Source organism: Corynebacterium sp. HMSC06D04 (assembly GCF_001807315.1).
In the GTDB taxonomy this organism is placed as follows: Bacteria; Actinomycetota; Actinomycetes; order Mycobacteriales; family Mycobacteriaceae; genus Corynebacterium; species Corynebacterium simulans.
Genome location: NZ_KV788548.1, coordinates 76109 through 101531 on the forward strand (window position 1 = coordinate 76109; position 25423 = coordinate 101531).

Below are 25423 nucleotides of genomic sequence, written 5' to 3' on the forward strand. Positions count from 1 at the left end.
AGATAGCCTCGTTGGATTTTTCATCAGCCGCGAAGTCGAACTGGAGGTCTTGGTTTCCAGCCCTGGGTATTTGAGTAAATGGTGAGGATGGAAAGGGCGCAGGGGCGCGCTAGCGAAGTGCCGCTAACAGCGAGCCGGCGGTGCGGTCGGTCTCCTGCAGCATCAGTGGGTCGGTGCCAGGCATCGGGGAGATGGTGGTATCCGGCCACTGTGAGTAGGTAGGGATGCCGATGACGTGCAGGCGCGGGTCGACGCTGCCGTCGGGGCGAACCACCTTGCGCTCCCACGTGGTCTCTGGGGAACCGGTGGGGTTGCCATGGTCCAGGAAGGGGCGAACGCGGTCCTTAAGCGATACCGCTAGCGGGTCGGCTGGGCGACGCACGTCGGGAGAGTGCATCCACGCATCAATCAGCCACGGGCTCGAAGCAGAGCGTGGGCCGGAAGTCAGCGTGAATTCGTCGTCCCAGCTCAGTGCGGGGCGGCCGCCCAAGAAGGAGACCACGCCAGCGTCCACGAGAGCGAGTAGCTGGCGGACGCGGAACAGGGGTGGGCCGGAGCCGACCATCTGGCCAAAGGCCATGAACTCTTTGTAATTGCTGGTGCGTGATTCCCAGTCCAGGCGGCCTTCAGAGCCTGCGATGGCAGAGGGCTTGCGGGCGGAGGAAGCTGCCCACAGCGCAGACTTCAGCGGGGAATCCTGAGCGGCATCGGCGGCGATGATATCGTCCGCCAAGCTGTCCGCGATGTACGCGGTGAGCTCTTCTGCGGTGGAACCCGTGAAAGCATCCAACGGATTGACCCAGTGGGAGAGATCGAGCGGCTCGGCAGAAACATCTTTGAGTGCCGCATTGAGCTCCTGGGAGATGCCGACGATGTTTTGGGAATTAAGTTTCGCCGCATCAATGCGCGCAATGATCTCTTCCAGTGGAACCTGCAGTGCCGCAGAGTTAACGCGGGCCTGTGTCTCGTAGTACTCGGCATAAGCATCGCGAGCGATGTGGGGGAGTAGGTCGCGGCCGAAATCGATTTCGCCGCCTTCTACCTTCGCGAGTTGTTCGCGGAAGCGCATAAGTTTTGCGCGCGGTGGGAGTGAGTGATAGTCAGACTTGGGAATATAGGGGTAGCCGCGGCCCGAGGAGGCGATGAGATGCGGCTCGTTGCCGGAGGGCTCATAGCGCAGGCCGGAGCGAGTGGACGTGTCTTCGTGGAAGACACCGCCGCGGTCGATGGTCAGCAGCGCCATGATGTCGAAGAAGCCCATGCCCAGGCCGCGCACCAAGACCTCTTGGCCGGCAGGGATTTCGGCAATGTCCTGTTCCACCGGGTTATTAGGGCGTACCCAGTGGAGCGAGTCGGAGGCGGCGGTGGCCTCAGTAAGGTGTTGCTCAGAGTCGTTAAGGCCCGGCACCTGCCAGCCATAAGCCAGCACGGTGGAATCGGCGGTGACGCTAGAGCCGTCGGCAAGCTCGATGACGTCCTGCGTGCCTTCTTCGCGCACAGCAACCGCGCGGGAGGGGTGATTTGAGACGGTGACAGTATCTGGCAACTGTGCCAATGCCACCTCAAAAGCCCAGCGCAGATAAGCGCCATAGAGCGCGCGGGAAGGGTTGGACTCGGGGCGGCTGGACTCAATTTCGGTGCGGAAAGACTCGTCGATGGTGACGGGGTGGGCGTCGAAAAGCGCCTGCTTTTCTGGAGAGATGCCCTCGCGCTCGCCGCGTAGTAGCTGAATCCACTCGTACTGAATGGGGCCCTCGAGAACCGGGGCGCTCATGGTGGAGCCAGGCTCGGTGAACAGTGTGACGGCACCGGCGAGGGTATTCATGCACAGCGTCTGGGTTTGTTCGGTGTCCCAGATGCGGCCGGCGCCGAACTGGGCGTCGTCGATGAGATGCAGCGCGAGGGCGGGAGAGTCGCTGCGGGCATTGAGGTGCGCGGCCAACCGCTCTATCACGGAGATGCCGCGAGGCCCCATGCCAACGATGGCGATGGAGGGGGTTGAATCTGGCGAAATCATTTAATTCATCCTTTGAGGCGAGCTTGCGGGCTCGCCGTTTTGAGAATTTTTCTAGACCGGACTGTCTATGGAATAGATACTAACATGTCTATGTTGTGTTAATTTACATGGCTAATAGCAATCTCTTTAAAACTCGAAGGCTTTAGAAAGTGAAACTGATTCGCACCATCGCCAGCGTGGTGGGTGCCGCGGCCCTTCTTGTAGGATGCGCGACATCGACCGGCGCGGGTTCTGGGGATGAAGACAACGTCCTGACCTATCTCGAACCGCAGTTCTTCCGCACGCTGTATCCGCCAGCGGCCGGCTTTTATCCCAACGGTGGCGTGGTCAATCAGCTCACCGACCGCCTGCTGTACCAGGACCCGGAGACCCTCGAGCTTTCTCCATGGATAGCCACGGAGATGCCGAAGGTCAACGAGGACGCTACCGAGTACACATTTAACATCCGTACGGATGTGACTTACTCCGACGGCAGCCCGCTGACCGCGGAAAACGTGGTGCGCAACTTCGATCTTTATGGCTTGGGCGATACTGAGCGTACCCTGACGGCCTCGGAGCAGATTGCCAATTATGAGCGCGGCGAAGTAGTCGACGAAGACACTGTGAAGTTCTACTTCTCCGAGCCTTCGCCGGGCTTTTTGCAGGCTACTTCCTCCTATAATGCAGGCCTGCTCGCGGATAGCTCTCTGCAGCTGGACAACGAGGGCTTTGGCCCCGGTAATGCAAAGAAGTTCGTGGGTTCCGGGCCATTCGTGGTCGACGAGGAGAAGATCGGCACCGACCTCGTGCTTAAGACTCGCGAGGACTATGACTGGGCGCCACCGGCCGTAGAGCACCAGGGCCGCGCCGACATCGACGGCGTGCATTACATCCTGGCAGCCGAGGAATCCGTGCGCACGGGCGCCATCATCTCCGGCCAGGCAGACATCGCCCGCCAGATCTCTGCCCCGCAGGAGCCGCTGCTGGAAGACAAGGGTGTAGAAATCTTCTCCCGCGGCACCAATGCGATTAACAACCAGCTGGGCTTCCGCTTCAATCACCCATTCCTGCGCGATAAGCGCGTGCGCGAGGCCATCATTCACGGCATCGACAGCGAGGAAATTATCCGCGTGCTCTTCTCCGAGTCCTACCCGCTGGCCAAGTCTTCCGTGGCCGAGACCGGCTTGGGTTTCAAGGATCAGTCGGCGGCCTATACCTTCGACCCGGAGGAATCGAGGCGCCTGCTTGACGAAGCCGGCTGGAAGCCCGGCCCCGATGGCATCCGCGTCAAGGACGGCAAGCGCCTAGTGCTGCGCTCGAATACCGCGCTGCCGCAGCCGCGTTCCAAGGAAGTCATGACGATGGTCCAGGATCAGCTAGGCGCGCTGGGCATCGCCATCGAGATTAACCCTGGCGACCAGGCAACTCAGAACGCAGATGCGAAGTCCATCGACAAGGTGCAGCTCTACCACATCATGGTCGGCCGCGCGGACTATGACGTTATTTCCTCCATGTACTCGGTGAACAACCGCGACGCCCTGCTCAACCAGGACGAAGAGGGCAATCCTCTCGACGCGGAGCTGGAAGGGCTGCTGGGCAAGGTGACCTCCAGCCCCAAGTCTGAAGACCGCAAGAAGGCTGTCGAAGAGGTGCAGGATTACCTCACCGAACAGGCCTACGTCATTCCCTTTTTCGAGGAGCCGCAGGTCTACGCGGTATCGCCGCAGGTTTCCGGTTTCCACACCGAGTCGGTGGCCCGCCCGTGGTTCTACGAGGTCAGCTTGAATCAGGAGGAGAAGTAAATGACTGCTCGACAATTAGCTGCCCGCATCGGGCAGGCACTCGTGGTGCTGCTCGTGACATACACGGTGGCCTTCTTCCTGCTTTCCGCGCTGCCTTCCGACGCCGTGATGTCGCGCTTTGGCGACCCAGCACTGGGCCTTTCGGAGGCGGAGATTGTCGCCATCCGGGAGGAAATGGGCGTCGATAAGCCGCTGCTCGTGCAGTTCTTTACCGGGCTCGCAGGCTTTTTCACCGGCCATTTTGGTAACTCTACGCAGACGGGCGCGGCGGTGTCGACGCTGATTGCCGACGCCCTCCCGCACACCCTTATCCTCGCCGCGTGCGCGATTGGCCTGGCCATCGTCGTGGCGCTCATCGTGGCCTTCCTGGCTACCTTGCCGGGCCTCGGCGCGATTGCGACCTTCTTCCGCGGGCTGCCATCTTTCATGGTCTCCCTGCCCGGTTTCTGGATTGGCATCCTGCTCATCCAGGTCTTTTCCTTCCAGCTGGGCTGGGTGCGCATCATCGAGCCTTCCGGGGTAGAGGGCCTTATCCTGCCGACCTTGACGCTGTCGGTGCCGATGGCCGCACCACTTATCCAGGTGCTGATTCGCTCCATCGACGAGACTCAGTCGATGCCTTTCGTGCAGGCAGTGCGCGCTCGCGGCGCCTCGGAGTCGTGGATCTTCTGGCGCAACATCTTGCGCAACTCCCTCCTTCCGGCACTGACTATGGCGGGCCTGCTCTTCGGTGAGCTCGTAGGCGGCGCCGTGGTGACGGAGACCGTCTTCGGACGCAACGGCCTGGGCTATATGACTGCCCAGGCGGTCTCGAACCGCGATACGCCGGTGCTGCTGGCCGTGGTTCTGATCGCGGCTACCGCTTACGTCATCATCAACCTCGTGGTGGATCTGCTCTACCCAGTGCTGGACGTGCGCCTGCGCCGTCCCGTTACTGCTACTGCAGGATCGACCGAATCCGCGAAGAGAGCCCGCGCATGAGCGTTCCAACCTCGAATAACACAAACGCGCAACCCACGCAGCTGCGCCGCAACCGCCACCACGTCTCGCGCGCACAGCGCAACCCGTGGACCAGCCCAGCCTCCATCCTCGCGCTGGTGATCCTCGCGGTGGCCTTCCTGGCGGCTTTGGTGCCGGGCCTTTTCACCAACTCGGATCCTTATGCCGGCACCGACGTCGCTCTTTTGCACCCCAGCTCTGAGCACTGGTTCGGCACCGACGCGGTAGGCCGCGACCTGTATGCCCGCGTGGTCTATGGTGCGCGTCAGTCACTCATTGGCGCGCTCATCGCCGTGGCAGTGGGCCTTATGGTGGGCACGCTACTGGGCCTTCTGGCCGGCTCGCTGCGCGGCTGGGTGGATGCGATCATCATGCGCGTGGTGGACGTGTTACTTTCCATCCCGGGCATCCTGCTTTCCCTGTCCATCATTATCGTGCTGGGGTTTGGTTCCCTGCAGGCCGCCGTCGCGGTGGGTGCGACCTCTATTGCCACCTTCGCCCGTCTGGCCCGCTCGCAGGTGATGTCTGTGGCCGGCTCCGACTACGTTGAGGCCGCCTACGGCGCCGGCGCGATCCCCATGCAGGTCATGGCGCGCCACATCCTGCCGAACTCCCTGACCCCGGTCATCGCCCTGGCTACTTTGCAGCTTGGTTCTGCAATCTTGCAGCTTTCCATCCTCGGCTTTTTGGGCTACGGCGCTCCGGCCCCGACTCCGGAGTGGGGCCTCATCATCGCCGAAGGCCGCGATTTCATGGCCACCGCTTGGTGGCTCATTATCCTGCCGGGCCTGGCCATCGTGGCCGTAGTGGTCTCTGCCAACCGTCTATCCCACAACTTCCGAGCGGAGGCTTAGAAAAACAATGACAGTTAAAGAGACAGCTAAAGACAAGGCTGCACAGAATAGTCCTTTGCTCACCATCCGTGACTTGAACGTCTCCTACACTACGGCCGCGGGCGAAATCCCAGCCGTGCAGGGCGTTAGCCTGGAAGTCCATCCAGGGGAGATCACCGCCATCGTGGGTGAGTCCGGCTCCGGCAAGTCCACCTCCGCCATGGCCGCCATCGGCCTACTCGCGCCCAACGCGCAGGTCGACGCCGGAACGATCGCCTTCAAGGGGGCCAACGTCACCGATTACACCAATGCGCAGTGGCGCAAGCTCCGCGGGCGCGCAATTGGACTCATCCCGCAGGATCCCAACAACTCGCTGAATCCGCTCAAGACCATTGGTGCATCCATCGAGGAAGGCATGGCCATCCACGGCATCGGCAGCGCCGCTAGCCGCAAGCAGCGCGCGATTAAGCTGCTGGAGAAAGTGGGCATCGACGAACCTGCGCGCCGCTATGGCCAGTACCCGCACGAGCTCTCCGGCGGCATGAAGCAGCGCGTGCTCATCGCGGCAGCGGTGGCGCTGGAGCCAGAACTCATCATTGCCGACGAGCCGACTTCGGCACTCGACGTGACGGTGCAGAAGGTCATCTTGGACCTGCTTGATGAAATGCGCCAGGAGACCGGCGTGGGCATCTTGTTCATCACCCACGATCTCGCCGTGGCAGGTGACCGTGCGAACCGCATCGTCGTCATGGAAAAGGGCCAAGTTCGCGAGTCCGGGCAGGCCGCGCGCGTGCTCACCGATCCGCAGCATGCCTACTCACGCCGCCTGCTTGCCGACGCCCCGTCGCTTTCTGTAGCCGAGGTCCCGCACTCTTCGAGCGTGGCGCGGCCTGCCAGCAAAGAACCTGTTGCTGAAACCGTGCTCAAGGTCCGCGACCTCACCCAGCGCTACGGCGACTTCGTGGCTTTGGATGGCGTGAGTTTCGACGTGGCGAAAGGAACCGCCCACGCGCTGGTGGGCGAGTCTGGCTCCGGAAAAACCACCACGGGACGCTCCATTTCTTTGTTCAATTCGCCGACCTCGGGCTCTATCGAACTGCTCGATGCAGCTGGTAGTACCACCGAGCTGACCAAGCTGAAGGGCAAGGCGCTGCGCGAGGCGCGTAAGTCCGTCCAGCTCGTCTACCAGAACCCGTATTCCTCCCTGGACCCACGCCAGAGCATCGGTGACGCCATCGCTGAGCCGCTGCGCAACCTCGCGGGCGCTAGCAAGTCCAAGGCTAAGGCTCGCGCACAGGAGTTCCTGGAGCTCGTCGCGCTCGACCCACAGCACTATGACCGCCGCCCGCGCGAGCTTTCCGGCGGCCAGCGCCAGCGCGTGGCCATTGCCCGCGCCATGATCGTGGAACCGGAGTTGGTGGTGCTTGACGAGGCAGTCTCCGCCCTCGACGTGACCGTCCAGGCGCAGATCCTGAGCCTGTTGGCGCAGCTGCAAAATGAACTGCAGTTGAGCTACGTCTTCATCTCCCACGACCTCGCCGTGGTCAACCAGATCTCCGATACGGTCTCGGTGCTCTCCCATGGCAAGCAGGTAGAGTCGGGCCGGACCGCCGAGGTATTTGCGAACCCGCGCTCCGAGTTCACGCGCACGCTAATCGACGCCATCCCCGGCCAGCGTTATCGCGCCGGGGACTTAAACCTAGGGCTGTAAGCACCGCCGCTCATACGCGGCGGGTAAAGGCCTTAAAAACCTTAAGAACAAGGAAAGGAAGTTTCATGGCAGACATCATCAACCAACTAGCCGGGGCAAGCCCGGAGCTAGCGCAGCTGCGCGCACGCCGGCCCGATGCTTTGGCGAACGCGCAGCTTTCCTTCCAGGCCCTGCTGGAGCCAGAGGAGCCCGGCACCTTTAGCTATGCGCAGCGCTATGCCGTGGCGGCTTTCTTGAGCGGCATTTACCAGGCTAAAAGCGCCGGCGAGTTTTACGGGGATCTGCTTGCTGATGAGGCCACGGAGACTCTGCAGGGAGCCGTCCAGGCTGCCATTGAGTACGGCACTACTTCTGGCCCTTATGCCGCACCGGCCGATATTTCGGGCGAGGGCGCAGGCTTTATCACCTTCGGTGAGATTGCCGGCCTAGACGAGCGCTTGGCCGCTGCCTTCGATTTTGCACATCTTCTGGCATTCCACCCTAAGGACGCTTCCGCGGAGGCCATCGGCCACCTGCAGGCTGCCGGTTGGTCTGAGGATGACATCGTGAGCCTGTCCCAGCTCATTGCATTCCTTTCCTTCCAGCTGCGCGTCATCCACGGGCTGAAGGTCTTGGGTGGTGATGAATCCACCGCCCCCGAGACCACCCGTATTGAGGGCGCTTCCGACCCAGGCTGGCAGCTGCACGAGCACACGCTTAACCCAGAGACCCACGCTCCGCAGGGCTTTGTTGCCCACTCGCTGGGCTGGAAGCCGTGGTTTACACCGCTGTCCAAGGAGGAGCTCACCCAAGAGCAGATCGATGCACTCATCCGCCCAGAGCGCATCGACTCCGAGTACTTCCGCCTGCTGGCCCGCGATGCTGCGGCGCTGAAGGCCCGTACGCTCACGGACTTGGATATCTTCTACAACACCGACGGCGGCTTGGGCCGTGCCGAGCGCGAGCTGGCCGCCACCGTGGTTTCCCGATTCAACGGCTGCGAGTTCTGCGCCTCGGTGCACCAGCAGCGTTCCAAGGATGAGGGCGGCGATGCCGCGGCCATCGATAGGCTGCTTTTCGAAGGCCTCGACGCCGATTTAGGAAGCGATGCATGGGGCGTGATTCGCGACGCCGTGCGTGAGCTGACGCGTTCGCCCTTCAGCTTCAACTCCGGATGCGTGGCCAAGCTGCGCAGCGTGGGCTTCGATGACCTGGCAATCATCGACCTCATCAACTCCGCGTCCTTCTTCAACTGGGCCAACCGCCTCATGCTTACCCTCGGCGCGCCGGATGTGCCGAAGCGTTATCGCTAGAATCGGGAAACCTAAACAAGCGCAAACATAGTTAGGAAGGCGAGTAAATCATGGCAAATACCAAGATCGCAGTAGTAACCGGCGCTACCGGCGGCATGGGCCGAGAGATCATCGAGGACCTCGCGCGCGACCACCATGTCTATGCGCTGGGACGCCGCGCCGAGGAGCTGCCGGAAGCCGCGAACATCACCCCGGTAGCGCTCGACTTGCTGGAGCTTCTTGACCCCAAAACCGCGCTGCCAGAGCCGCTGCAGGCCCTCGACCGCGTCGACGTTCTGGTACACGCGGCCGCTCGCGCCGATAAGCACTCCGTCGAGTCCGCACGCCCGCAGGACTGGCAGGCACAGATGGACTTAAACGTCCACGTTCCCGCTGAACTAAGCCGCCGCCTGCTGCCGCAGTTGCGCGCGGCTGATGGGGAAGGCCTCGTGGTCTTCATCAACTCTGGTGCCGGTATCCACAGCTACGGCGACAATGTCATCTATGCCGCGACCAAGCATGCGCTTTACGCGCTTGCCGACGGCCTGCGCCTCTCCGAGCTCGGTATCCGCGTTTCCACCGTGGCCCCAGGCCCTACCGATACCCCAATGCTGCAAGGCCTGCAGGACTACGACCCAGCGCACGTCATCGCGCCCGTCGAGGTGGCCAATGCCATCCGCGCTGCGGTGGATGCAGGCTCTACCACCCAGCTCACCGAGATCCGCGTGCGCCCGCGCGTGGAGCTTGCGCAACGCAAGAACCTCAAAGGATAGGCGCAAGAACTAGCTAGAAAACTAGTTTAAAACCGAAGCAAATTTGTAGTTAACGCTTGGGCGGGGGATGTGCACCACGGTGGTGCCTTTCCTCGCCCTAATTCACATCTGCTCGAGATGCGAAAGCTCGGCTGCGTTGTAGACTTCTGAAATTGTGACTACTTCAAGCCGCCGCCGACCTGCCTATTTGGTGATCGCGGATTCGCTGCGCTGCAAGATCGAAACCCAGCAACTCAAACCAGGCGAGCGTTTCCCCACTGAACGCGAACTGGTCCAGGAATACAACGTTGCCCGCATGACCGTGCGCCACGCGTTGGACATCTTGCAGATCGAGGGCTTAATTGATCGCAAACGCGGCCGCACCGGTGGCACCTTTGTACGCGCCATCCCGCCCACGCTTAGCCTGACTAGTCATGAAGGCATTCTGCTGCAGCTGCGGGATCGTGGATTCCTAACGCGCGTTGAAGTAATAGCTCTGCACAAGACAGAAGTGCTCTCCCATATGGCCGCGACCCTCGGGGTAGAGGAGGGCACCCTCGTGTGGGAACTTAAGGGGGTGCACTACGTTGACAATGCCCCGATTAGCGTCTCGAAGTACACCATCCCCGTGCAGCTGGTTCCAGACCTTGATGAGCGCGATCTCCACCAGCCTTTGCTGGAGACCTTAGAAAACTGTGGTCTAAAAATGGCGCACAAGCGCGATCGCATCGTAGCCGCTACCGCCCGAGCAGAGGAGCAAAAACTGCTCGGCGTGGGCCGTTCGCACCCATTGCTGCGCTTTAGCCGCGTCATCAAGCAGTCCGATGGCACCGTTATGGCGATAAACGAGGAAACTTTGCGCTCCGATATCGCCAACGTGGAGGTCATCGTCGGCGAGGACCCATCACCCGGACAGGTACCTCACCTCGACTAATTAGCGTGCCTTTTATGCTTCCTGCGCATCTACCGCACGATTGCGCAGCGCACGAGCCATACGGTCGCGCTGCTCGGTAACCGCACGGCGCAGGCCGCCGGCTAGGTCGCGCTGCAGGAAGGCATCAGCCTCATCCAGGCTCTGCTGCGAGATAGCCCAGGATGGGAACAAACCAGTCACGGAGGTCAGTCCGATCTCGGTGGACTGGGAAGCCCAAATCTTTTCTGCCACATCGAAGAACTCGGAAGTCGGCAACAGCTCGTCAGCGCCGGGGTAGGTAAGGCCCGCTAGCTTCGAAGTCAGCTCGCGGTTGCTCAGCTCGCCCTCGACAATTTCTTCCCACACCGCGCGCTTGTTTTCCGTGGTGTTGACCGCGGCGCGCGCACGCACTGCGGCTTGGTGGCCGGTCGCGGAGTTATCGCGAGCCAGCTGCGCATCGATGGCAGCCGGGACATCGTCAAGCGCGCCGTCGGCAGCCAGCGCTGCGATTGCGTACCAACGCAGGCCCTCGTCATCGGAGGAGCCCAGAACATCCTGCAGGAAGGCGCGGGTGCCTTCGGTCAGGCGAATCTTGGCCAGCGCCTGCGCGAAGACGATGGAACGCTCTGGATCTTCGTCCTGCGTGCCGGCGAGCAGGGCGTCGGCAAGCAGCGTCGACTCCTTGGCCCACGCTGGGTCCGCGTAGTTGAATTGCGCCGAAGCCGCCTGCTGCACGATGCGCTCGAGCACCGCCAGCTCGGTCTCTGCCGCCGCGCCGCGCGCTACGAGCGCCACGAAGTCGCGGGCGCGCATGGTGCCGCCGCGGGTCATCTCCCATGCTGCGGACCAGCACAGAGTACGCGCCATTGGGTCGGCGAACTTGTCGATGTTTTCGACCATGAATTCCAGCGACCTGGAATCCAGCTCGATGAGCGCGTAAGTCAGATCATCGTCGTTTGGCAGCAGGAAGTCGATGTCTTGTTCCTTGCGGCCTACAAGCTGCGGAATATCGGTGTACTCGCCGTCGATATCCATCTCGATGCGATCGGTGCGAACGGCCTTGCCATCTACCAAGTTGTAGATGCCCACGCCTGCGCGGTGGGTGCGCAGCGTCTCGCCACGCTGGACCAGCTGTGCGGTGGTGATGACCCCGGCGTCGTCAGTGTCTAGCTCAACTGCAAACGTGTTGATGCCGGTGGTCTTGAGCCATTGCTTAGCCCAGAAGCTCAAATCGCGGCCACTGGACTCGGCGAGTGAAGCGAGTAGATCGTCGAAGGTGGCATTAGAGAAAGCATGCGCCTTGAAGTGGCGGCGCACCCCGGCAAAGAAGTTCTCGCGGCCCACATAAGCCTGCAGCTGCTTGAGCACGGAAGCTCCCTTAGCGTAAGTGATGCCGTCGAAGTTCTGCTCCACGGTCTCGATGTCGGAGGCATCGGTGGAAATCGGGTGCGTGGTGGGCAGCTGATCCTGCTGATAAGCCCAGGACTTTTCCACGTTGGCGAAGGTGACCCATGCGGTGTCGTACTGGGTTTCCTCAGCCTGGGAGATGGCGGCGGACCAGGTGGCGAAGGACTCGTTGAGCCACAGGTCATCCCACCATTCCATGGTGACCAAGTCACCAAACCACATGTGCGCCAGCTCGTGGAGGATGGTGTCAGCGCGGCGCTCGTACTTGTAGTGGGTGGCCTTGGAGCTAAAGACGTACTCGTCGCGGATGGTCACGCAGCCGGCGTTCTCCATGGCGCCGGCGTTGAACTCCGGCACGAAGATTTGGTCATACTTGCCAAAGGGATAAGCAAAGCCGAAGTTACGGTGGTAGAAGTCGAAGCCCTGCTTGGTTTCAGTAAGGATGCGCTCTGCGTCAAGGTGCTCTGCTAGGGAGGCGCGGCAGTAGACCGCCAGCGGGACGGAAACCTTCTCAGCGGCATTGCCTTCTGGGTGCTCAGTTAGTTCGCCGTTCCAGGTATCGGTGACCTCGAAGTAGGGGCCGGCGCACAGGGCAATCAGGTAGGTAGAAAGCGGGTAATCAATCTCCGTGGACCAGGTTTGGGCACCAGCCTTGCCCTCGATTGGCGCGACGGTGGTGGGACCATTGGTGATGATTGTCCAGTCTGCCGGGGCGTCGAAAGCCAGCGAATAAGTGGCCTTCATGTTTGGCTGGTCGAAGCAAGCGAAGACGCGCTTGGCATCGGCAGTTTCAAACTGGGTGTAGAGGTAAACTTTGCCGTCTGCTGGATCGACGAAGCGGTGTAGGCCCTCACCGGTGTGGGAATAAGGAATCTTGGCTACAACCTTGAGCTCATAATCTGCCACCTGCAGCCCGGACAGCGGGATTCCGTACTCGGCTTCATAAGCCTTGGTGGGCAGGGGAGCGCCGTTCAAGCGAACCTCTAGCAGTTCCTCGCCGCGCAGATCGATGAACGTGGAGCCAGCCTGCTTGGCGCGAAAGGTCACGGTAGTCGTGGAGATGAAATGCGTTTCGGGATTAACCTTGGAACCAACAAGGTCTAGGTGGACGTCGTAGTGGGAAACGTCGATCATCTGTGAGCGGTGCGTGGCCTCTTCGCGAGTGAGGTTAATCGAGGTCATAGGCTAATTACTCCTCCTTGTAGCAATTGAGTTTCTGCATCCACCTTAGTCGTGCCCGTAGGGTGGGAAGGGCCAGTTAGCAATGAATTTGTATAAAAGGAGTCCACATGGCTGAGTCTGTGAAGTTTTGGTTCGATTGCAGCTGCCCGTTTGCTTGGGCCACCTCCCGTTGGATCAAGGAAGTAGAAAAGGTCCGCGATATCGAGGTCACCTTCGTGCCGATGTCGCTTTCCGTGCTTAACGACGGCCGTGATTTGGACCCGGATTACATGGAAATGATGAAGGCAAACTGGGGCCCGGCCCGCGTCGCCACGAAGATCGCCATTGCGGCCCCTGAAAAGGTCGATGCCTATTACACCGCGATGGGCAATCTCATCCACGGCCAGGAGCAGGGCGGCAAGAAAGGCTTCGGCGCTTATGATGAAATCATTGCGCAGGCGCTGGAAGAGGTCGGCTTGCCGGCAGATTACGCCGAGGTGGCAAACACAGAGGACGTTGACGATAAGCTGCGCGAGTTCCACAATGCCGCCATCAACGAGGTCGGCGATGAAGTAGGAACCCCAGTGGTCAAGCTCGGCGATACCGCATTCTTCGGCCCGGTAATTACCCGCGTGCCAGAAGGTGAGGAAGCCGGCGAAATCTTTGATGCTTCCGTCCGCCTTGCGCAGTACCCATACTTTTTTGAACTAAAGCGCACCCGCACCGAAATGCCGCAGGTGAGCCAGAAGTAACTTGGGTTAGCACCCCGAACTTAATGCTTGACGCGGGTGTTAGCCCATGCCGCGAAAGCAAATACTGCTGAAAATGCTGTGACGAACGGGATGAAAAAGCTCAGCAGGGCCAAAGCTCCGGTGCCAATCAGCAGGCGCCGGGGCTTTTTGTCTTGGGTGGAAAGCGCGATGGCCCAAGTAACCACGGTGAGAATGACTAGTGCGGCGCGCAGGATGATGACCGTTGCCAAGGAGGCCATATCAGGCGACATGGTCGGTTCTGCATTTTGTTCTTGGAACAGGAAGGTCCACAACACCTCGACCAAGACCAACACCGTGAAGGCAACTCCGACGGCGAAATATCGCTTCCCGCCGCGGGATGTGGAGCCGAACTTGAGGCTATCCGAGGAGAGGAAAAGAATCGTGAGCAGCGTTGCAATTGGTGCAATAAGGCCCGCGATATTGATGTTAGGCAGCGACATCTGTGCACTGTATTCCTCCCAGTAGCACCACACCCAGGTGGCCCAGGAGGCCGCGCCGAGGAGTGCGCAAAGGCCTACTCGCAGGTCTCGTGCTGGCCGGAAATAATAGAAAAGGCCCAGGATGATGTGTGCGAGCGTGACGCAAGCAGTGCCGACGACGGGTCCGACGAAAGGCGGCAGGAAGAGCGGAAAGATTGGCAGCAACAGCAAGCTGGCCACAAAGAGGCCGAGGCACAGCCGTGCACCAAAACGTTCGTTCATTTCCAGTCTCCTTTCTAAGACGTTGCGAGCCATGCTGTGAGGGATTCAGCGTTAATACAGGGGATGAATACGGGGAACGCCGATCATAGCAACGCCAGATTGGGCAAAGCTGTAGGATTTGGGGCATGCGCGTTTATTTAGGAGCAGACCACGCAGGGTTCGAGATGAAGAACGTCATCGTTGAACACCTGAAGAAGCAGGGCCACGACGTCATCGATTGTGGCGCACACGTTTACGACGCTGAGGATGATTACCCAGCTTTTTGCATTGAGGCGGCACTGCGTACCGTCAACGATCCCGGTTCCTTGGGCATCGTGCTCGGCGGCTCCGGCAACGGTGAGCAGATTGCAGCCAACAAGGTAAAGGGCGCGCGTTGCGCACTGGCCTGGTCCCCAGAAACCGCCCGCTTGGCTCGTGAGCACAACAACGCTCAGCTGATCGGCATCGGCGGCCGCATGCACTCTGAAGAAGAAGCGCTGGCCATCGTGGATGCCTTCCTCGAGCAGGAGTGGTCCGCGGCGGATCGCCACCAGCGCCGCATCGACATCTTGGCTGAGTACGAGCGCACTGAGATTCCCCCGGAGCTGCCTGAGGCTTAGAGTCTTCTAGGAGCCTTAAGCACCAAAACTGCTAAAAGCGCCTTCACTTCTCTTCGCCCGCCCACTCGATGTGGGGGGGACAAGGGGAGATGAAGGCGCTTTTTAGATGCCTAGCTAAGCAGACTCGCGCTGTCTAGTTCTCGCGCTGCTTAGCTAGCGTTAAACTCGTTCGGGTGCGGGCCGCCGCGGCCTTCCTCGCCAAGATCCAGATCCGTGATGGCAGCCATCTCATCCTCGGTTAGCTCAAAGCCAAAGACGTCGAAGTTTTCCGCAATACGCTCTGGGTTCGCGGACTTCGGGAACAAGATGACGTCATTTTGCAGGTGCCAGCGGATGATGACCTGCGCAGGGGAGACCCCATATTTCTTGGCAGGCTCGGTAACCTCATCAATCTCGAAAAGGTCCGTCTGGCCTTGGCCGAGTGGGCCCCAAGCCTCAATCTTGACGCCGTGTGCACGGAAAGCGTCCAATTCGCGCCAACGCTGCAGGTACGGGTGCAGCTCAACCTGGTTGACCACCGGAGTAACAGAAGTGTGGGTTTCCAGCTGCTCCAAGTGCTCGAGCTCGAAGTTGGAAACGCCGATGGATTTGACCTTGCCGGCCTTTTGCAGCTCAATAATCTGCTTCCATGCCTCGACGTAGTTGCCGTTTTCTGGGCACGGCCAGTGGATGAGATAAAGGTCGACGTAGGCGAGGCCTAGCTTCTTCAGAGACTCATCGAGGGCCTCTGCGGCGTTGGTCTGGCTGTCATTCCACAGCTTGGTGGTAATAAATAGCTCCTCGCGCGGAACATCGGAGTTAGCGATGGCGCGGCCTACGCCCTCCTCGTTGCCATAAACGGCAGCGGTATCGATGTGGCGATAGCCCACGCGCAGGGCTTCAGCGACGAGCTCTTCGGTCTTTTCTGGATCGACCTTGAAGACGCCGAAGCCAAGCTGTGGGATTTCGTTACCGTCGTGGAGTTTCATCATTGGTACAGACATGGTTCCCAGACTACGTTGCGAGTGAACAACTTAGCAGAAGCCAAGCTCAGCGGTACAAAATAGCCACAAAAATTTACGTATTAATTATTGCTCGGGTGGTGCTGTTGCTGGGCGCCCAGTGTGGGGGCGAGAACTAGAAATCGAAATCGAAGTCAAAGAGACCGTCGTCGCCATCGCCGCCGTCGAAGAGGCCGTCGAAGAATCCGCCGCCATCTTCGCCGTCACCGCCTGTATCTCCGGCGATGTCACCACCGCCTAACTCACCACCGCCATGGTCGCCGCCCCAGTCGCCGCTTTCAGCAGCTGCTGCCGAGTAGCCGATGCCGGACATGCCGCTGAACATGGCGTTGAACATCATGGAGTAGCCCATCATCCATACGCCGGTGCTCAGTGCGTCGGCCCACCATGGGCGGGAGTACCAACCCGCTGGAACCGGGCGGCCTGCAACCACGCCGCCGGGGTAGTAGTTCGGCGTCTCGCTGGATGCATATGGTGAAGCAGTAATTGTCTGACCGTCCGCCTCGACCGTGCGCTTTTCGGTGACCTTGCCGGCCTGGCGCTGGCCCTCCAACGGCGGGAGCTCTGGGCCTGCATCCATGCCCATGATTTCGCGCGCTGCGTTGACATAGTGCATGCCCTCTAGCGCGGATTCGCGCGCCAAGTTCGCCTGCTTGACGGTGTTTGCGCGGGAAATCGCGGCATTGGCTGCGGTGAAACGCTCGGAAGCATCTGCCATGGCTTGTGTGGAAGCAGCGTCGGTGCCGGAAATCTGCATGACCTGACCACCCAGGCGCTCAGTCCAGCGGCGGGCATCTGCCAATGCGTCCTCGAAGCGCTGCGCTTCAAGCTCTTCGCGCCTTTTCTTCTGTCCGCGCGAAGCAAAGTAGGCGGCGCCGCCGCCGACGGCAATAAGCAGGATAATTGGTGTCAAGAAAACTCACTTCCAAATCTTGATGGGCAACACACGTTGAACGCCTTCCAAGCCTAGTTAGTTCCCCACGTTGACGGGCCGGTTTTATTTTCTGCCGGCAAGTGCGCTAAAGTGGTTCGCACGTCAAACATCGCTAGATGTCGGACTGTGGGAATGTCGTATAGTGGCTAATACCTCAGCCTTCCAAGCTGAAGACGCGGGTTCGATTCCCGTCATTCCCTCCAATTTTTAAATCTCGAGTCAACGTTTCATGCAAATGTTGGCTCGAGATTTGTCGTTTTCCACCTTGCGATCAAATCCAGGGAAAAGCCCATAAAGCGTGCTTGTTTGGCCGAAACCCCAAATGGTGAGGTGACAAACCTACATGGTGAGGTCTAAAAGGTGAGGTCAGTAGACTCCAGTCACAGCCGTTATCACCAGGCGCAGAATTGACGGCGTGACCTCACCATCTAGGAATGGGCGACCTCACCATCTGGTTTAGGGGCAAGGCCCACGTCCCACAGTGCGATGTTGTGGGGCTTCGCTGAACGGGCTGCGGAGACGTTGCCGATGCAGTGGAATGGCGCCGCAAAACAAGCGCTAAAACTCACGCTTGAAGGCGTTAACTTTGCGTAATTGGCCGTTGTGACGGGGAGGAAATTCATAGCTGTTAACCTGCGGAAATGCTCTTAAGTGGGGGTCGGTGTTAGGTCATTTGGAGATATGCCGCTACACTATTTCGAGTATGCAACGCACCCACGGCGAAAAGCATGACATGTTTTAGAAGATCGTGGAGGCCTACATACGGGGCGTGGCGCAGTTTGGTAGCGCACCTGCTTTGGGAGCAGGGGGTCGCAGGTTCAAATCCTGTCGCCCCGACGTATGGGGGTCTGGGAATACCCTTAAAGTATTTCCAGACCCCTTATTTACATTCTGAACCAATTTATGCCAGGAGAGTTTCTCGTGAAGACCACCGTAGACAAGCTGAGCGATACCCGCGTCAAGCTCACCGTCAACGTTCCGTTTGCTGAGCTGGACAAGGAAATCGATCAGGCCTACGCGGCGATCGCACAACAGGTTTCTATCCCAGGTTTCCGTAAGGGTAAGGCTCCGCGCCAGCTTATCGACGCCCGCTTTGGTCGCGGCCCGATTCTCGAGCAGGTTGTCAATGACATGCTGCCGACCCGTTACGAGCAGGCAGTTCAGGAAAACGACCTGAAGGTTATCGGCCAGCCAGAGGTTGACATCGCGAAGATCGAGGACAACGACTTCGTCGAGTTCACCGCTGAGGTTGACATCCGCCCGGAGATCGAGGTTCCGGACTTCTCCAAGCTGTCTGTTACCGTTCCGGCTCTGGAGGCTAAGGAAGAGGACGTCGACAAGGCTCTCGAGGACTTGGCAGCACGCTTTGGTGAGCTCAAGGACACCAAGCGCAAGATGAAGACCGGCGACTTCGCCATCATCGACATCGTTACCGAGATCGACGGCGAGAAGCTGGAAGAGGCATCCTACGAAGGCATGTCCTACCAGATTGGTGATGACGACCTCATCAAGGGCCTTGACACCGCACTGCGCGGCATGAAGACCGACGAGGACAACGAGTTCACCTCCACCATCCAGTCCGGTGACCACGCTGGTGAAGAAGCAACCATCAAGGTTCACGTTCAGCAGACCAAGGAGCGCAAGCTTCCGGAACTGGACGATGAGTTCGCACAGATGGCTTCCGAGTTCGACACCATGGACGAGCTGCGCGAGTCCACCAAGACCCGTGTTGAGGAGTCCAAGAAGGCTGAGCAGGCTGCGAACATCCGCGACGAGGTTCTGAAGGCTGCTCTCGACGGCGTTAAGTTCGAGCTGCCGACCTCCGTCGTTGACGAGCAGGTTCACGCACAGCTGCACCAGATCCTGGGCCAGCTGGCTCACGACGAGAAGGCATTCGCACAGCTGCTTGAGGCGCAGGGCACCACCCGCGAGGAGTTCGATAAGGAAGCTCGCGAGTCCGCTGAAGAGTCCGTCCGCACCCAGCTGTTCCTGGATGCCGTTGCTGAGGAAGAGCAGCCTGAGGTCTCCCAGCAGGAGCTGACCGACCACATCCTGTTCACCGCTCAGTCCTACGGCATGGACCCGAACCAGTTCATTCAGCAGCTGCAGTCCAATGGCCAGATTGCAAACCTTTTCTCTGATGTTCGCCGTGGCAAGGCTCTCGCAGCCGCTATCTGCCGCGTTGACGTCAAGGACGAGGACGGCAACAAGGTTGACGTCGACCAGTACTTCGGCGAGGTCGAAGAAGAGGGCGCTGAAGATGCTACCGAGGAGAAGTAGGTTTCTTTCGTAGCGAGCGGTTTCTAGCGCACTAGCAAACCCCGGATTCATGAATGAGTCCGGGGTTTGCGTGATCGTGAACGCCCTCTAGAGATGTGCGTGGGTCCTAGCTGGTTAAGGCATTGTCCACCAGAGCCAGGAAGCGCATGACGTAGTCCTTTACAAATTCTGCGGTGTGTTCATTAAGACGGCCCGAGTCTTCGAAAAGGGTGGGTGATTGGCCGAGGAATACCTCGGGCTGCCCAGGAAAAGGCATATCAAAGTAAGACAGGGCCAATCGGAGGTTCTTTTGTGAGCTATACCCACCCATGCGCCCTACAGAATGGCTGATGATTCCTGCGGGGAGGTTCTTCCAAGCCACATCTGAGTTGGGTTTAGAACCGATGTCCACCGCGTTTTTGAGGCATGCGGGGATTGTGCGGTTGTTTTCGGGCGTAATGAAAAGGACTCCGCTAGAGTTCTTGATGGTGTCGCGGAAGGTGGTGTACTCGGCCGGAGTTGGCTTGTCCGTGACCGCGGGATCATCGTAGTCGAAGTCATAAAGGGGCAAGTTGCGGATTTCGAGGATGTTTGCCTCGTAGTCTTTCGGGATCATTGTGAGTACTTCGTGCGCAATCTTGCGCGCAATTGATCCGCGACGCAGGCTACCTACGATAACGGTGATGCGTGGGGTGGAAGTCATGCTGAACCTTCTTTCTTCATTGGGGCTGGATTAAGGGAGAAAAGGCTTGCAACCGAAAGCTGGGGGCGGGCCGGCACTGTGGGCGGCAGCGAGAAATCCCTCTATTTTGTCATCTTCTTCATTGCGGAAATACAGTTCAATGAGGCCCAAGAGCCCTCCCAGGACGGCCTCGCGTGCGGCCGAGCTTTGTAGCAGCCGCAATGCCGCAGGTTGGTTTCCTTCACGAATAGTCTCAAACAATGCAATGGTTTCAAGCCAGCTTCCTTGGTCTGGTCGTGGGAAGGGTTTAGAAATCCCAGTCATCATCACTCGTTTCTTCAGCGGTACCAATGACATAGGAGGAGCCTGAACCAGAGAAGAAGTCATGGTTCTCGTCTGCTCCAGGAGCTAGGGCGGCGAGAATTTCTGGGTTAACTTCCGTTTCCTCAGGTGGGAAGTAATCTGGGTAGCCCAAGTTCATCAGGGCCTTATTTGCGTTATAGCGAACGAAGACGGCCACATCGTCCATGAGTCCTAATGGTTCATATAGTTCGCCGGAGTATTCCAGCTCTAGGGAATAGAGCTCCTCGAGCAAAGAGATGGTGAAATTCTTCATCTCTTTTTGCCTTTGAGGAGAAGAAGATTCTAGGCCACGCTGGTATTTATATCCCGAGTAGTAACCGTGTACTGCCTTGTCACGCAGAATGAGGCGAATCATGTCTGCCGTATTGGTCAGGGTGGCGTGGACAGAAAAGTGTAAGGGGAGATAGAAACCCGCGTATAGAAGGAGCGAAGAAAGAAGCGTCGATGATACCTTGCGCTTGAGCGGATCCGGCCCGAAATAGTGCGTGAGGACTTTCTTGGCACGTGCTTGGAGAAGGTCATTATTCACCGCCCAGCGGTAGGCTTCGTCAATTTCCTTTGTGCTGCTTAGCGTAGAAAACACTGAAGAATAAGAACGGGCGTGAACTGATTGCATGAAGGCAATGTTGGTGTAAACGGCCTGCTCATGCTCGGTGCGGGCGTCTTGAATTTGGCAGATTTCTCCCACGGTAGCCTGCACGGTATCTAAAGTGGTCAGGCCTGTGAACACCCGCATGGTGAGGTTACGCTCTGAGGGCGTCATTTTCTGCCAGGCTGAGAGATCATTAGAAAGCGGCACTTTCTCCGGCAGCCAGAAATTGGCGGTGAGCCGGTTCCATACTTCAAGATCCTTTTCGTCACTCACACGGTTCCAATTGATGGGGCGGATGCGGGCTGAGGGATCATGTCGGAAGCTCGGAGGCGTAACAGAGATGCTAGTTAACGCAGCAGCGTTCGATGTTGAAGTCATTACTTTTTCCTTTCGGGTGAATTGGTAGTGCAAAAGATGGGAGGGCAGTGCTCCTATAAAGCGCAGGAGACGCAGCCTTCGACCTCGGTGCCTTGGAGCGCGGATTGGCGTAAACGGATGTAGTACAAGGTCTTGATGCCGGCCTTCCAGGCATAGATTTGCGCCCTGTTGATATCCCTAGTGGTGCTGTCGGCAGTAAAGAACAAGGTCAGAGAAAGGCCTTGGTCCACGTGCTGCGTGGCCATGGCGTAGGTATCAATGATTTTCTCGTATCCCACGGTGAAAGAGTCCTCGAAATACTCCACATTGTCGTTGGTCATTTCCGGTGCGGGGAAATACACGCGCCCCAAGCGGCCTTCCTTGCGAATTTCGATCTTGGAGGCAATCGGGTGGATGGATGCAGTCGAATCATTGATGTAGGCAATTGATCCAGTGGGTGGAACTGCCTGTAGATAGGCGTTATATATTCCGTCTCGGGCCACCTGATTCTTTAATTTCAGCCAGTCCTCGCGTGTAGGAATCCGCACGCCTGCTTCATGGAAAAGCTGCTCTACTCGCTTGGTGGCAGGTACCCATTCCTGTTTGAGATACTTGTCGAAGAATGCGCCGGAGGCATAAGCAGAGTCTTCAAAACCCTGGAATCGCTGACCTTTCTCTACCGCTAACGCATGGGATGTGCGCAGCGCATGATAGGTCACAGTCAGGAAATAGAAGTTGGTAAAGTCCAAAGCCTCGGCGCAGCCATAGGGAATCCGTTTGGAAGCAAGGAAACCATGGAGATTCATCTGCCCCAAACCAATCGCGTGCATGGATTCATTGCCTTTAGCAATGGAAGGAACTGCTTCGATATCGGTAAGATCTGAGACTTGGGTGAGCGCGCGCACTGCGGTTTCTACAGTTGCTCCAAAATCCGGTGATGCAAAGGCCTTAGCGATGTTGAGCGAACCCAGATTGCATGAAATGTCTTGGCCGATGGTGGTGTAGTTGCCAGAAGGGCCAAGAGTGGATGGCGCGTTGACTTGAAGGATCTCGCTACACAGGTTGGACATATTGATACGCCCTTTGAGGGGATTAGAGCGATTGACCGTATCTTCGAAGAGGATATAGGGGTATCCAGATTCAAATTGAAGCTCAGCAAGCGTAGTGAAAAACTCCCTGGCCTTGATGGTGGTGTGCGAAATTCGCGGATTGGTCACCAGCTCGTCGTAATGCTCGGTGATAGACATGTCGGACATGGGCACGCCGTATTCGCGAGCAATGTCATAAGGACTAAACAGATGCATGTCCTTGTTCTCTTTGGCCAGGCGAAACGTTATATCCGGAATAACGACACCCAGTGAAAGGGTCTTGATGCGAACTTTTTCATCTGCATTTTCCCGTTTGGTATCGAGGAAGCGAAGAATATCTGGGTGATGCGCATGCAGGTAGACAGCCCCAGCGCCCTGGCGGGCTCCCAGTTGGTTGGCATAGCTGAAACTATCCTCCAGAATCTTCATAACTGGGACTACGCCGGATGCTTGGTTCTCAATCTTTTTGATCGGGGCTCCGGATTCGCGCAGATTGCTTAGCAATAGGGCCACGCCACCGCCGCGTTTTGATAGTTGTAGCGCGGAGTTCACACTGCGGCCAATGCTTTCCAAGTTGTCTTCTATTCGCAGGAGGAAGCAAGACACCATTTCACCGCGCTGAGCCTTGCCTGCGTTGAGAAAAGTAGGGGTGGCGGGCTGGAATCGTCCGGACATGATGTCGTCCACCAGTTTCTCTGCAAGAACTTTGTCGCCTTGTGCCAGGTAAAGAGCTGTGGTGGTGACGCGTTCTTCGTAGCCTTCAAGGAGTGTTGAGCCGTCAAAGGTTTTTAGCGCGTAGGAAGTAAAGAACTTAAATGCGCCGAGGAATGTGCGGAACCGATGCTGGGCGCGATGTGCTCTGTCATATATGGCGCACAGGAACTCGTCCTCGTAAAGTTCGAGGAAACCCCGCTCATAGTATTCATTATCTACTAACCATTCCAGGCGTTCCGTGGTGGAGCTAAATGTGCGCATGCGGGGAGCAACATGGTGGGCTAAATAATCTTGTGCTGCCTCAATATCTTTGTCGAACTGAATTCTCCCGGAAGAATCGAATAAGTTCAGCTGCGCGTTGAGCGCATGGTAACTTTTGCGCTTACCAACGCCGCCTTCGTCGTTAGCACCGGTGGTGATGCGATGGGCTGCGTCAACAGGCTGCGTGGGTGTGGTCTGCGGAGGGGTCATTGTGTAGTCCAATCTGTGTGGTCCGGACGTGTTCTTCATTTTTTGACGTGTTCTTGCTGTTCCCAAAACTTGTGAAGACCTTGTTTTACGGTGTCAATATCTTTTTGGGTGCCGAGTAGCTCGAAGTGATACAGCTCGGGCACGTGGCACTTGGCGGAAATGATTTGGCCGGCTACGCAGTAGGCGTTTCCGAAATTGGTGTTTCCTGAGGAAATGACGCCGCGGATAAAGGATCGATTGATTGGGTCGTTAAGGAAAGTGATGACCTGTTTAGGAACCGCGCGTTTGAGAGAGCCGCCTCCGTAGGTGGGGACGACGAGTACATACGGGTGTGAAACCTGGATCATTCCGTTTTTCTTGGGCCGTAGTGGAATTCGCACTGCGGGTCTGCCTAGGCGTTCAACAAATCTTTTTGTGTTTTCAGAAACGCTCGAAAAGTACACCAAATCTGGTGAGTCTGACATAGCAATCCTGCTCATCCTGGCCTGAGCCATTCGTGGGATATGTGATATCCGAAAGCGTAACTACGTGTGAGCGTAGTTGCAAACTACGTTGCAACGTATATTTTAAAAGGGCAGGTAATGTTAGGTTTAGATGGAGGGGGATGGCTTTTATGGGGTATGAGGAGCTACAAAAACTGCGTCGGTAGCCGGGCGTCCGAGCAGTACCCACGGAGCGCTACCAAATACTCGCACTTCGAGTGATTCTGAAAAGGGGGCTCCTTCGCGCGTGTCTAGAACGGCACCCGTGACGATGCCGTGTTCTTTCAGGAAAGCTAGTAGTTGTGGATCGGAATCGGAGATTCGTTCAACGATCACCTGAGATTGTGCTCCGCTGTCAGAGAGCCGGTGTGCACGAGGAATTGTGATGTTCCCATCAACTGTGGGAATAGGATCGCCGTGTGGATCCCTGCTGGGAAAATTGAGGAACTTGTCCACGCGCTCTATCAGCATGTCCGACACTGCGTGTTCGAGGTTTTCTGCTTCGTCATGGACTTCGTCCCATGTATAGTCCAATGCCTGTACCAAGAAAGATTCAAGCAATCGGTGACGGCGCACCATATCCAATGCATACTGTCTACCCCGATCGGTGAGCTCCACTGCTCCGTAAGGTGTGTGTGATACCAACCCTTGCTTGGCCATTTTGCGCACTGCATCGGAGACTGAGGAGAGTTTGAGCCCTAACTGTGCTGAAATAAGCGTGGCGGTTACGGGCTCAGATGACCATTCCTTTAGCCCCCAGATGGCTTTCAAATAATTCTGTGTGCTAGTGGAAAGCTCGGAAACAGACATGGGAAAATCTTAACCCAGCACCTTAGTGTGTGCTGACGTAGCGCTCCCAACGCTCATAGCGAACAGGGGCCAAATTTGAGAAGAATGTCGGTAAGGTGGGGCCAGTTAAAAATTTTTCAATTGAAGGAGCATCATTAATGTCTGAGAAGATTTCAATGAACTCATCCGCTACTGGTATGAGCCTGGGCGATAGCGTCTATGAGCGCCTCTTGCGCGAGCGCATTATCTTCCTGGGAACCCAGGTGGATGATGAGATTGCGAACAAGCTGTGCGCCCAGATTCTCCTGCTGTCCGCAGAGGATCCCACGCGCGATATTTCGCTTTATATCAATTCGCCGGGTGGCTCCGTTACCGCGGGCATGGCCATTTACGACACGATGAAGTACTCGCCGTGCGATATTGCTACCTATGGCATGGGTCTGGCAGCTTCCATGGGCCAGTTCTTGCTCTCCGGCGGCACCAAGGGCAAGCGCTACGCTCTGCCACATGCTCGCATCATGATGCACCAGCCTTCCGCTGGCGTGGGCGGCACTGCTGCTGACATCGCCATCCAGGCTGAGCAGTTTGCTCAGACCAAGCGCGAAATGGCGCAGCTGATCGCTGAGCATACCGGCCAGAGCTTTGAGCAAATCACCAAGGATTCTGACCGTGACCGTTGGTTCACCGCACAGCAGGCCAAGGAATACGGCATCGTTGACCACGTCATCGAGTCCGTAAACGGCCCGATCAATAACTAGGGAATAAGGAGAATT

General features: G+C 58.0%; 21 protein-coding genes and 2 tRNA genes. 13 read left to right on the plus strand and 10 right to left on the minus strand.

The annotated features are described in order from the left end of the window. Positions 1-109: 109 nt before the first annotated feature. A complete protein-coding gene (locus tag HMPREF3155_RS07750) occupies positions 110-2017 on the minus strand; it encodes an FAD/NAD(P)-binding protein (protein ID WP_070432987.1) in 1908 nt (635 codons plus the stop codon). A gap of 149 nt (positions 2018-2166) precedes the next feature. Between HMPREF3155_RS07750 and HMPREF3155_RS07755 the strand changes: the two genes are divergently transcribed. The 7 genes from HMPREF3155_RS07755 (at position 2167) to HMPREF3155_RS07785 (ending at position 10298) form a co-directional block, all read left to right on the plus strand. Continuing rightward, entirely contained in the window at positions 2167-3798 is a 1632-nt protein-coding gene (locus HMPREF3155_RS07755) for a TIGR04028 family ABC transporter substrate-binding protein (protein WP_070432988.1), read from the plus strand. Next, on the plus strand, positions 3799-4779 hold the full coding sequence (locus HMPREF3155_RS07760; protein ID WP_061924211.1) for an ABC transporter permease: 981 nt from the start codon (positions 3799-3801) through the stop codon (positions 4777-4779). Next, a complete protein-coding gene (locus HMPREF3155_RS07765; protein ID WP_070432989.1) occupies positions 4776-5651 on the plus strand; it encodes an ABC transporter permease in 876 nt (291 codons plus the stop codon). The genes HMPREF3155_RS07760 and HMPREF3155_RS07765 overlap by 4 nt, the downstream gene beginning before the upstream one ends. Positions 5652-5658: 7 nt before the next feature. Then, complete coding sequence (locus HMPREF3155_RS07770; RefSeq protein ID WP_070432990.1) at positions 5659-7341, plus strand: dipeptide ABC transporter ATP-binding protein; 1683 nt, start codon at positions 5659-5661, stop codon at positions 7339-7341. 65 nt (positions 7342-7406) lie between these two features. Then, positions 7407-8633 carry an alkylhydroperoxidase domain protein gene (locus HMPREF3155_RS07775; RefSeq protein WP_070432991.1) on the plus strand — a complete coding sequence of 409 codons (1227 nt, stop codon included), beginning with the start codon at positions 7407-7409 and terminating at the stop codon, positions 8631-8633. Positions 8634-8683: 50 nt separating this feature from the next. Then, positions 8684-9385: an SDR family oxidoreductase gene (locus tag HMPREF3155_RS07780; RefSeq protein ID WP_062037553.1), complete on the plus strand. Its 702-nt coding sequence runs from the start codon at positions 8684-8686 to the stop codon at positions 9383-9385. A gap of 154 nt (positions 9386-9539) precedes the next feature. Further along, positions 9540-10298, plus strand: coding sequence for a GntR family transcriptional regulator (locus tag HMPREF3155_RS07785; protein WP_070432992.1), 759 nt, complete (start codon positions 9540-9542; stop codon positions 10296-10298). A gap of 12 nt (positions 10299-10310) precedes the next feature. Here the strand turns inward: HMPREF3155_RS07785 and pepN are convergent, their stop codons facing one another. After that, positions 10311-12866, minus strand: coding sequence for an aminopeptidase N (gene pepN, locus HMPREF3155_RS07790; protein ID WP_070432993.1), 2556 nt, complete (start codon positions 12864-12866; stop codon positions 10311-10313). Between the two features lie 107 nt (positions 12867-12973). Between pepN and HMPREF3155_RS07795 the strand changes: the two genes are divergently transcribed. Then, positions 12974-13597, plus strand: a complete 624-nt coding sequence (locus HMPREF3155_RS07795) for a mycothiol-dependent nitroreductase Rv2466c family protein (protein WP_070432994.1) — start codon at positions 12974-12976, stop codon at positions 13595-13597. 20 nt (positions 13598-13617) lie between these two features. On the opposite strand, the gene HMPREF3155_RS07800 is transcribed toward HMPREF3155_RS07795, so the two are convergent. Continuing rightward, positions 13618-14319 carry a hypothetical protein gene (locus HMPREF3155_RS07800; protein ID WP_070432995.1) on the minus strand — a complete coding sequence of 234 codons (702 nt, stop codon included), beginning with the start codon at positions 14317-14319 and terminating at the stop codon, positions 13618-13620. A 125-nt stretch (positions 14320-14444) separates the two neighbouring features. On the opposite strand from HMPREF3155_RS07800, the gene HMPREF3155_RS07805 reads away from it, so the two are divergent. Continuing rightward, positions 14445-14918 carry a ribose-5-phosphate isomerase gene (locus tag HMPREF3155_RS07805; protein ID WP_061924185.1) on the plus strand — a complete coding sequence of 158 codons (474 nt, stop codon included), beginning with the start codon at positions 14445-14447 and terminating at the stop codon, positions 14916-14918. A gap of 149 nt (positions 14919-15067) precedes the next feature. Here the strand turns inward: HMPREF3155_RS07805 and HMPREF3155_RS07810 are convergent, their stop codons facing one another. After that, positions 15068-15901, minus strand: coding sequence for an aldo/keto reductase (locus tag HMPREF3155_RS07810; RefSeq protein ID WP_070432996.1), 834 nt, complete (start codon positions 15899-15901; stop codon positions 15068-15070). A 133-nt stretch (positions 15902-16034) separates the two neighbouring features. Next, positions 16035-16832 (minus strand): hypothetical protein, encoded by a 798-nt coding sequence (locus HMPREF3155_RS07815; protein WP_070432997.1) that lies wholly within the window; start codon positions 16830-16832, stop codon positions 16035-16037. A gap of 149 nt (positions 16833-16981) precedes the next feature. Here HMPREF3155_RS07815 and HMPREF3155_RS07820 point away from each other — a divergent pair. The 3 genes from HMPREF3155_RS07820 to tig all read left to right on the plus strand — a co-directional run bounded on the left by HMPREF3155_RS07820 (position 16982) and on the right by tig (position 19133). After that, positions 16982-17056 (plus strand) — tRNA-Gly (locus HMPREF3155_RS07820). A 560-nt stretch (positions 17057-17616) separates the two neighbouring features. Then, positions 17617-17690 (plus strand) — tRNA-Pro (locus tag HMPREF3155_RS07825). Between the two features lie 84 nt (positions 17691-17774). After that, positions 17775-19133 (plus strand): trigger factor, encoded by a 1359-nt coding sequence (gene tig, locus HMPREF3155_RS07830; protein WP_061924176.1) that lies wholly within the window; start codon positions 17775-17777, stop codon positions 19131-19133. A gap of 106 nt (positions 19134-19239) precedes the next feature. Here tig and HMPREF3155_RS07835 read toward each other — a convergent pair whose 3' ends face one another. The 5 genes from HMPREF3155_RS07835 to HMPREF3155_RS07855 all read right to left on the minus strand — a co-directional run bounded on the left by HMPREF3155_RS07835 (position 19240) and on the right by HMPREF3155_RS07855 (position 24671). Then, on the minus strand, positions 19240-19815 hold the full coding sequence (locus HMPREF3155_RS07835) for an NADPH-dependent FMN reductase (protein WP_061924173.1): 576 nt from the start codon (positions 19813-19815) through the stop codon (positions 19240-19242). A gap of 286 nt (positions 19816-20101) precedes the next feature. After that, positions 20102-21127: a class 1b ribonucleoside-diphosphate reductase subunit beta gene (gene nrdF, locus HMPREF3155_RS07840; RefSeq protein WP_082778640.1), complete on the minus strand. Its 1026-nt coding sequence runs from the start codon at positions 21125-21127 to the stop codon at positions 20102-20104. A 53-nt stretch (positions 21128-21180) separates the two neighbouring features. Next, positions 21181-23379 (minus strand): class 1b ribonucleoside-diphosphate reductase subunit alpha, encoded by a 2199-nt coding sequence (gene nrdE, locus HMPREF3155_RS07845; RefSeq protein WP_070432998.1) that lies wholly within the window; start codon positions 23377-23379, stop codon positions 21181-21183. Between the two features lie 35 nt (positions 23380-23414). After that, on the minus strand, positions 23415-23873 hold the full coding sequence (gene nrdI, locus HMPREF3155_RS07850) for a class Ib ribonucleoside-diphosphate reductase assembly flavoprotein NrdI (protein ID WP_062043538.1): 459 nt from the start codon (positions 23871-23873) through the stop codon (positions 23415-23417). A gap of 117 nt (positions 23874-23990) precedes the next feature. Then, positions 23991-24671 carry a metal-dependent transcriptional regulator gene (locus HMPREF3155_RS07855; RefSeq protein ID WP_061924164.1) on the minus strand — a complete coding sequence of 227 codons (681 nt, stop codon included), beginning with the start codon at positions 24669-24671 and terminating at the stop codon, positions 23991-23993. A gap of 137 nt (positions 24672-24808) precedes the next feature. Between HMPREF3155_RS07855 and HMPREF3155_RS07860 the strand changes: the two genes are divergently transcribed. Then, positions 24809-25408 carry an ATP-dependent Clp protease proteolytic subunit gene (locus HMPREF3155_RS07860; RefSeq protein WP_062043541.1) on the plus strand — a complete coding sequence of 200 codons (600 nt, stop codon included), beginning with the start codon at positions 24809-24811 and terminating at the stop codon, positions 25406-25408. Positions 25409-25423 lie beyond the last annotated feature (15 nt).

Coding starts and splice junctions, on each gene's coding strand:
- HMPREF3155_RS07835 (WP_061924173.1), bottom strand. CDS start 19,815: ATGACTTCCACCCCACGCATCACCGTTATCGTAGGTAGCCTGCGTCGC.
- HMPREF3155_RS07810 (WP_070432996.1), bottom strand. CDS start 15,901: ATGTCTGTACCAATGATGAAACTCCACGACGGTAACGAAATCCCACAG.
- HMPREF3155_RS07860 (WP_062043541.1), top strand. CDS start 24,809: ATGTCTGAGAAGATTTCAATGAACTCATCCGCTACTGGTATGAGCCTG.
- nrdE (WP_070432998.1), bottom strand. CDS start 23,379: ATGACCCCTCCGCAGACCACACCCACGCAGCCTGTTGACGCAGCCCAT.
- HMPREF3155_RS07760 (WP_061924211.1), top strand. CDS start 3,799: ATGACTGCTCGACAATTAGCTGCCCGCATCGGGCAGGCACTCGTGGTG.
- HMPREF3155_RS07855 (WP_061924164.1), bottom strand. CDS start 24,671: ATGTCTGTTTCCGAGCTTTCCACTAGCACACAGAATTATTTGAAAGCC.
- HMPREF3155_RS07805 (WP_061924185.1), top strand. CDS start 14,445: ATGCGCGTTTATTTAGGAGCAGACCACGCAGGGTTCGAGATGAAGAAC.
- HMPREF3155_RS07795 (WP_070432994.1), top strand. CDS start 12,974: ATGGCTGAGTCTGTGAAGTTTTGGTTCGATTGCAGCTGCCCGTTTGCT.
- nrdI (WP_062043538.1), bottom strand. CDS start 23,873: ATGGCTCAGGCCAGGATGAGCAGGATTGCTATGTCAGACTCACCAGAT.
- HMPREF3155_RS07770 (WP_070432990.1), top strand. CDS start 5,659: ATGACAGTTAAAGAGACAGCTAAAGACAAGGCTGCACAGAATAGTCCT.
- HMPREF3155_RS07750 (WP_070432987.1), bottom strand. CDS start 2,017: ATGATTTCGCCAGATTCAACCCCCTCCATCGCCATCGTTGGCATGGGG.
- HMPREF3155_RS07800 (WP_070432995.1), bottom strand. CDS start 14,319: ATGAACGAACGTTTTGGTGCACGGCTGTGCCTCGGCCTCTTTGTGGCC.
- HMPREF3155_RS07765 (WP_070432989.1), top strand. CDS start 4,776: ATGAGCGTTCCAACCTCGAATAACACAAACGCGCAACCCACGCAGCTG.
- HMPREF3155_RS07780 (WP_062037553.1), top strand. CDS start 8,684: ATGGCAAATACCAAGATCGCAGTAGTAACCGGCGCTACCGGCGGCATG.
- pepN (WP_070432993.1), bottom strand. CDS start 12,866: ATGACCTCGATTAACCTCACTCGCGAAGAGGCCACGCACCGCTCACAG.
- HMPREF3155_RS07775 (WP_070432991.1), top strand. CDS start 7,407: ATGGCAGACATCATCAACCAACTAGCCGGGGCAAGCCCGGAGCTAGCG.
- nrdF (WP_082778640.1), bottom strand. CDS start 21,127: ATGACTTCAACATCGAACGCTGCTGCGTTAACTAGCATCTCTGTTACG.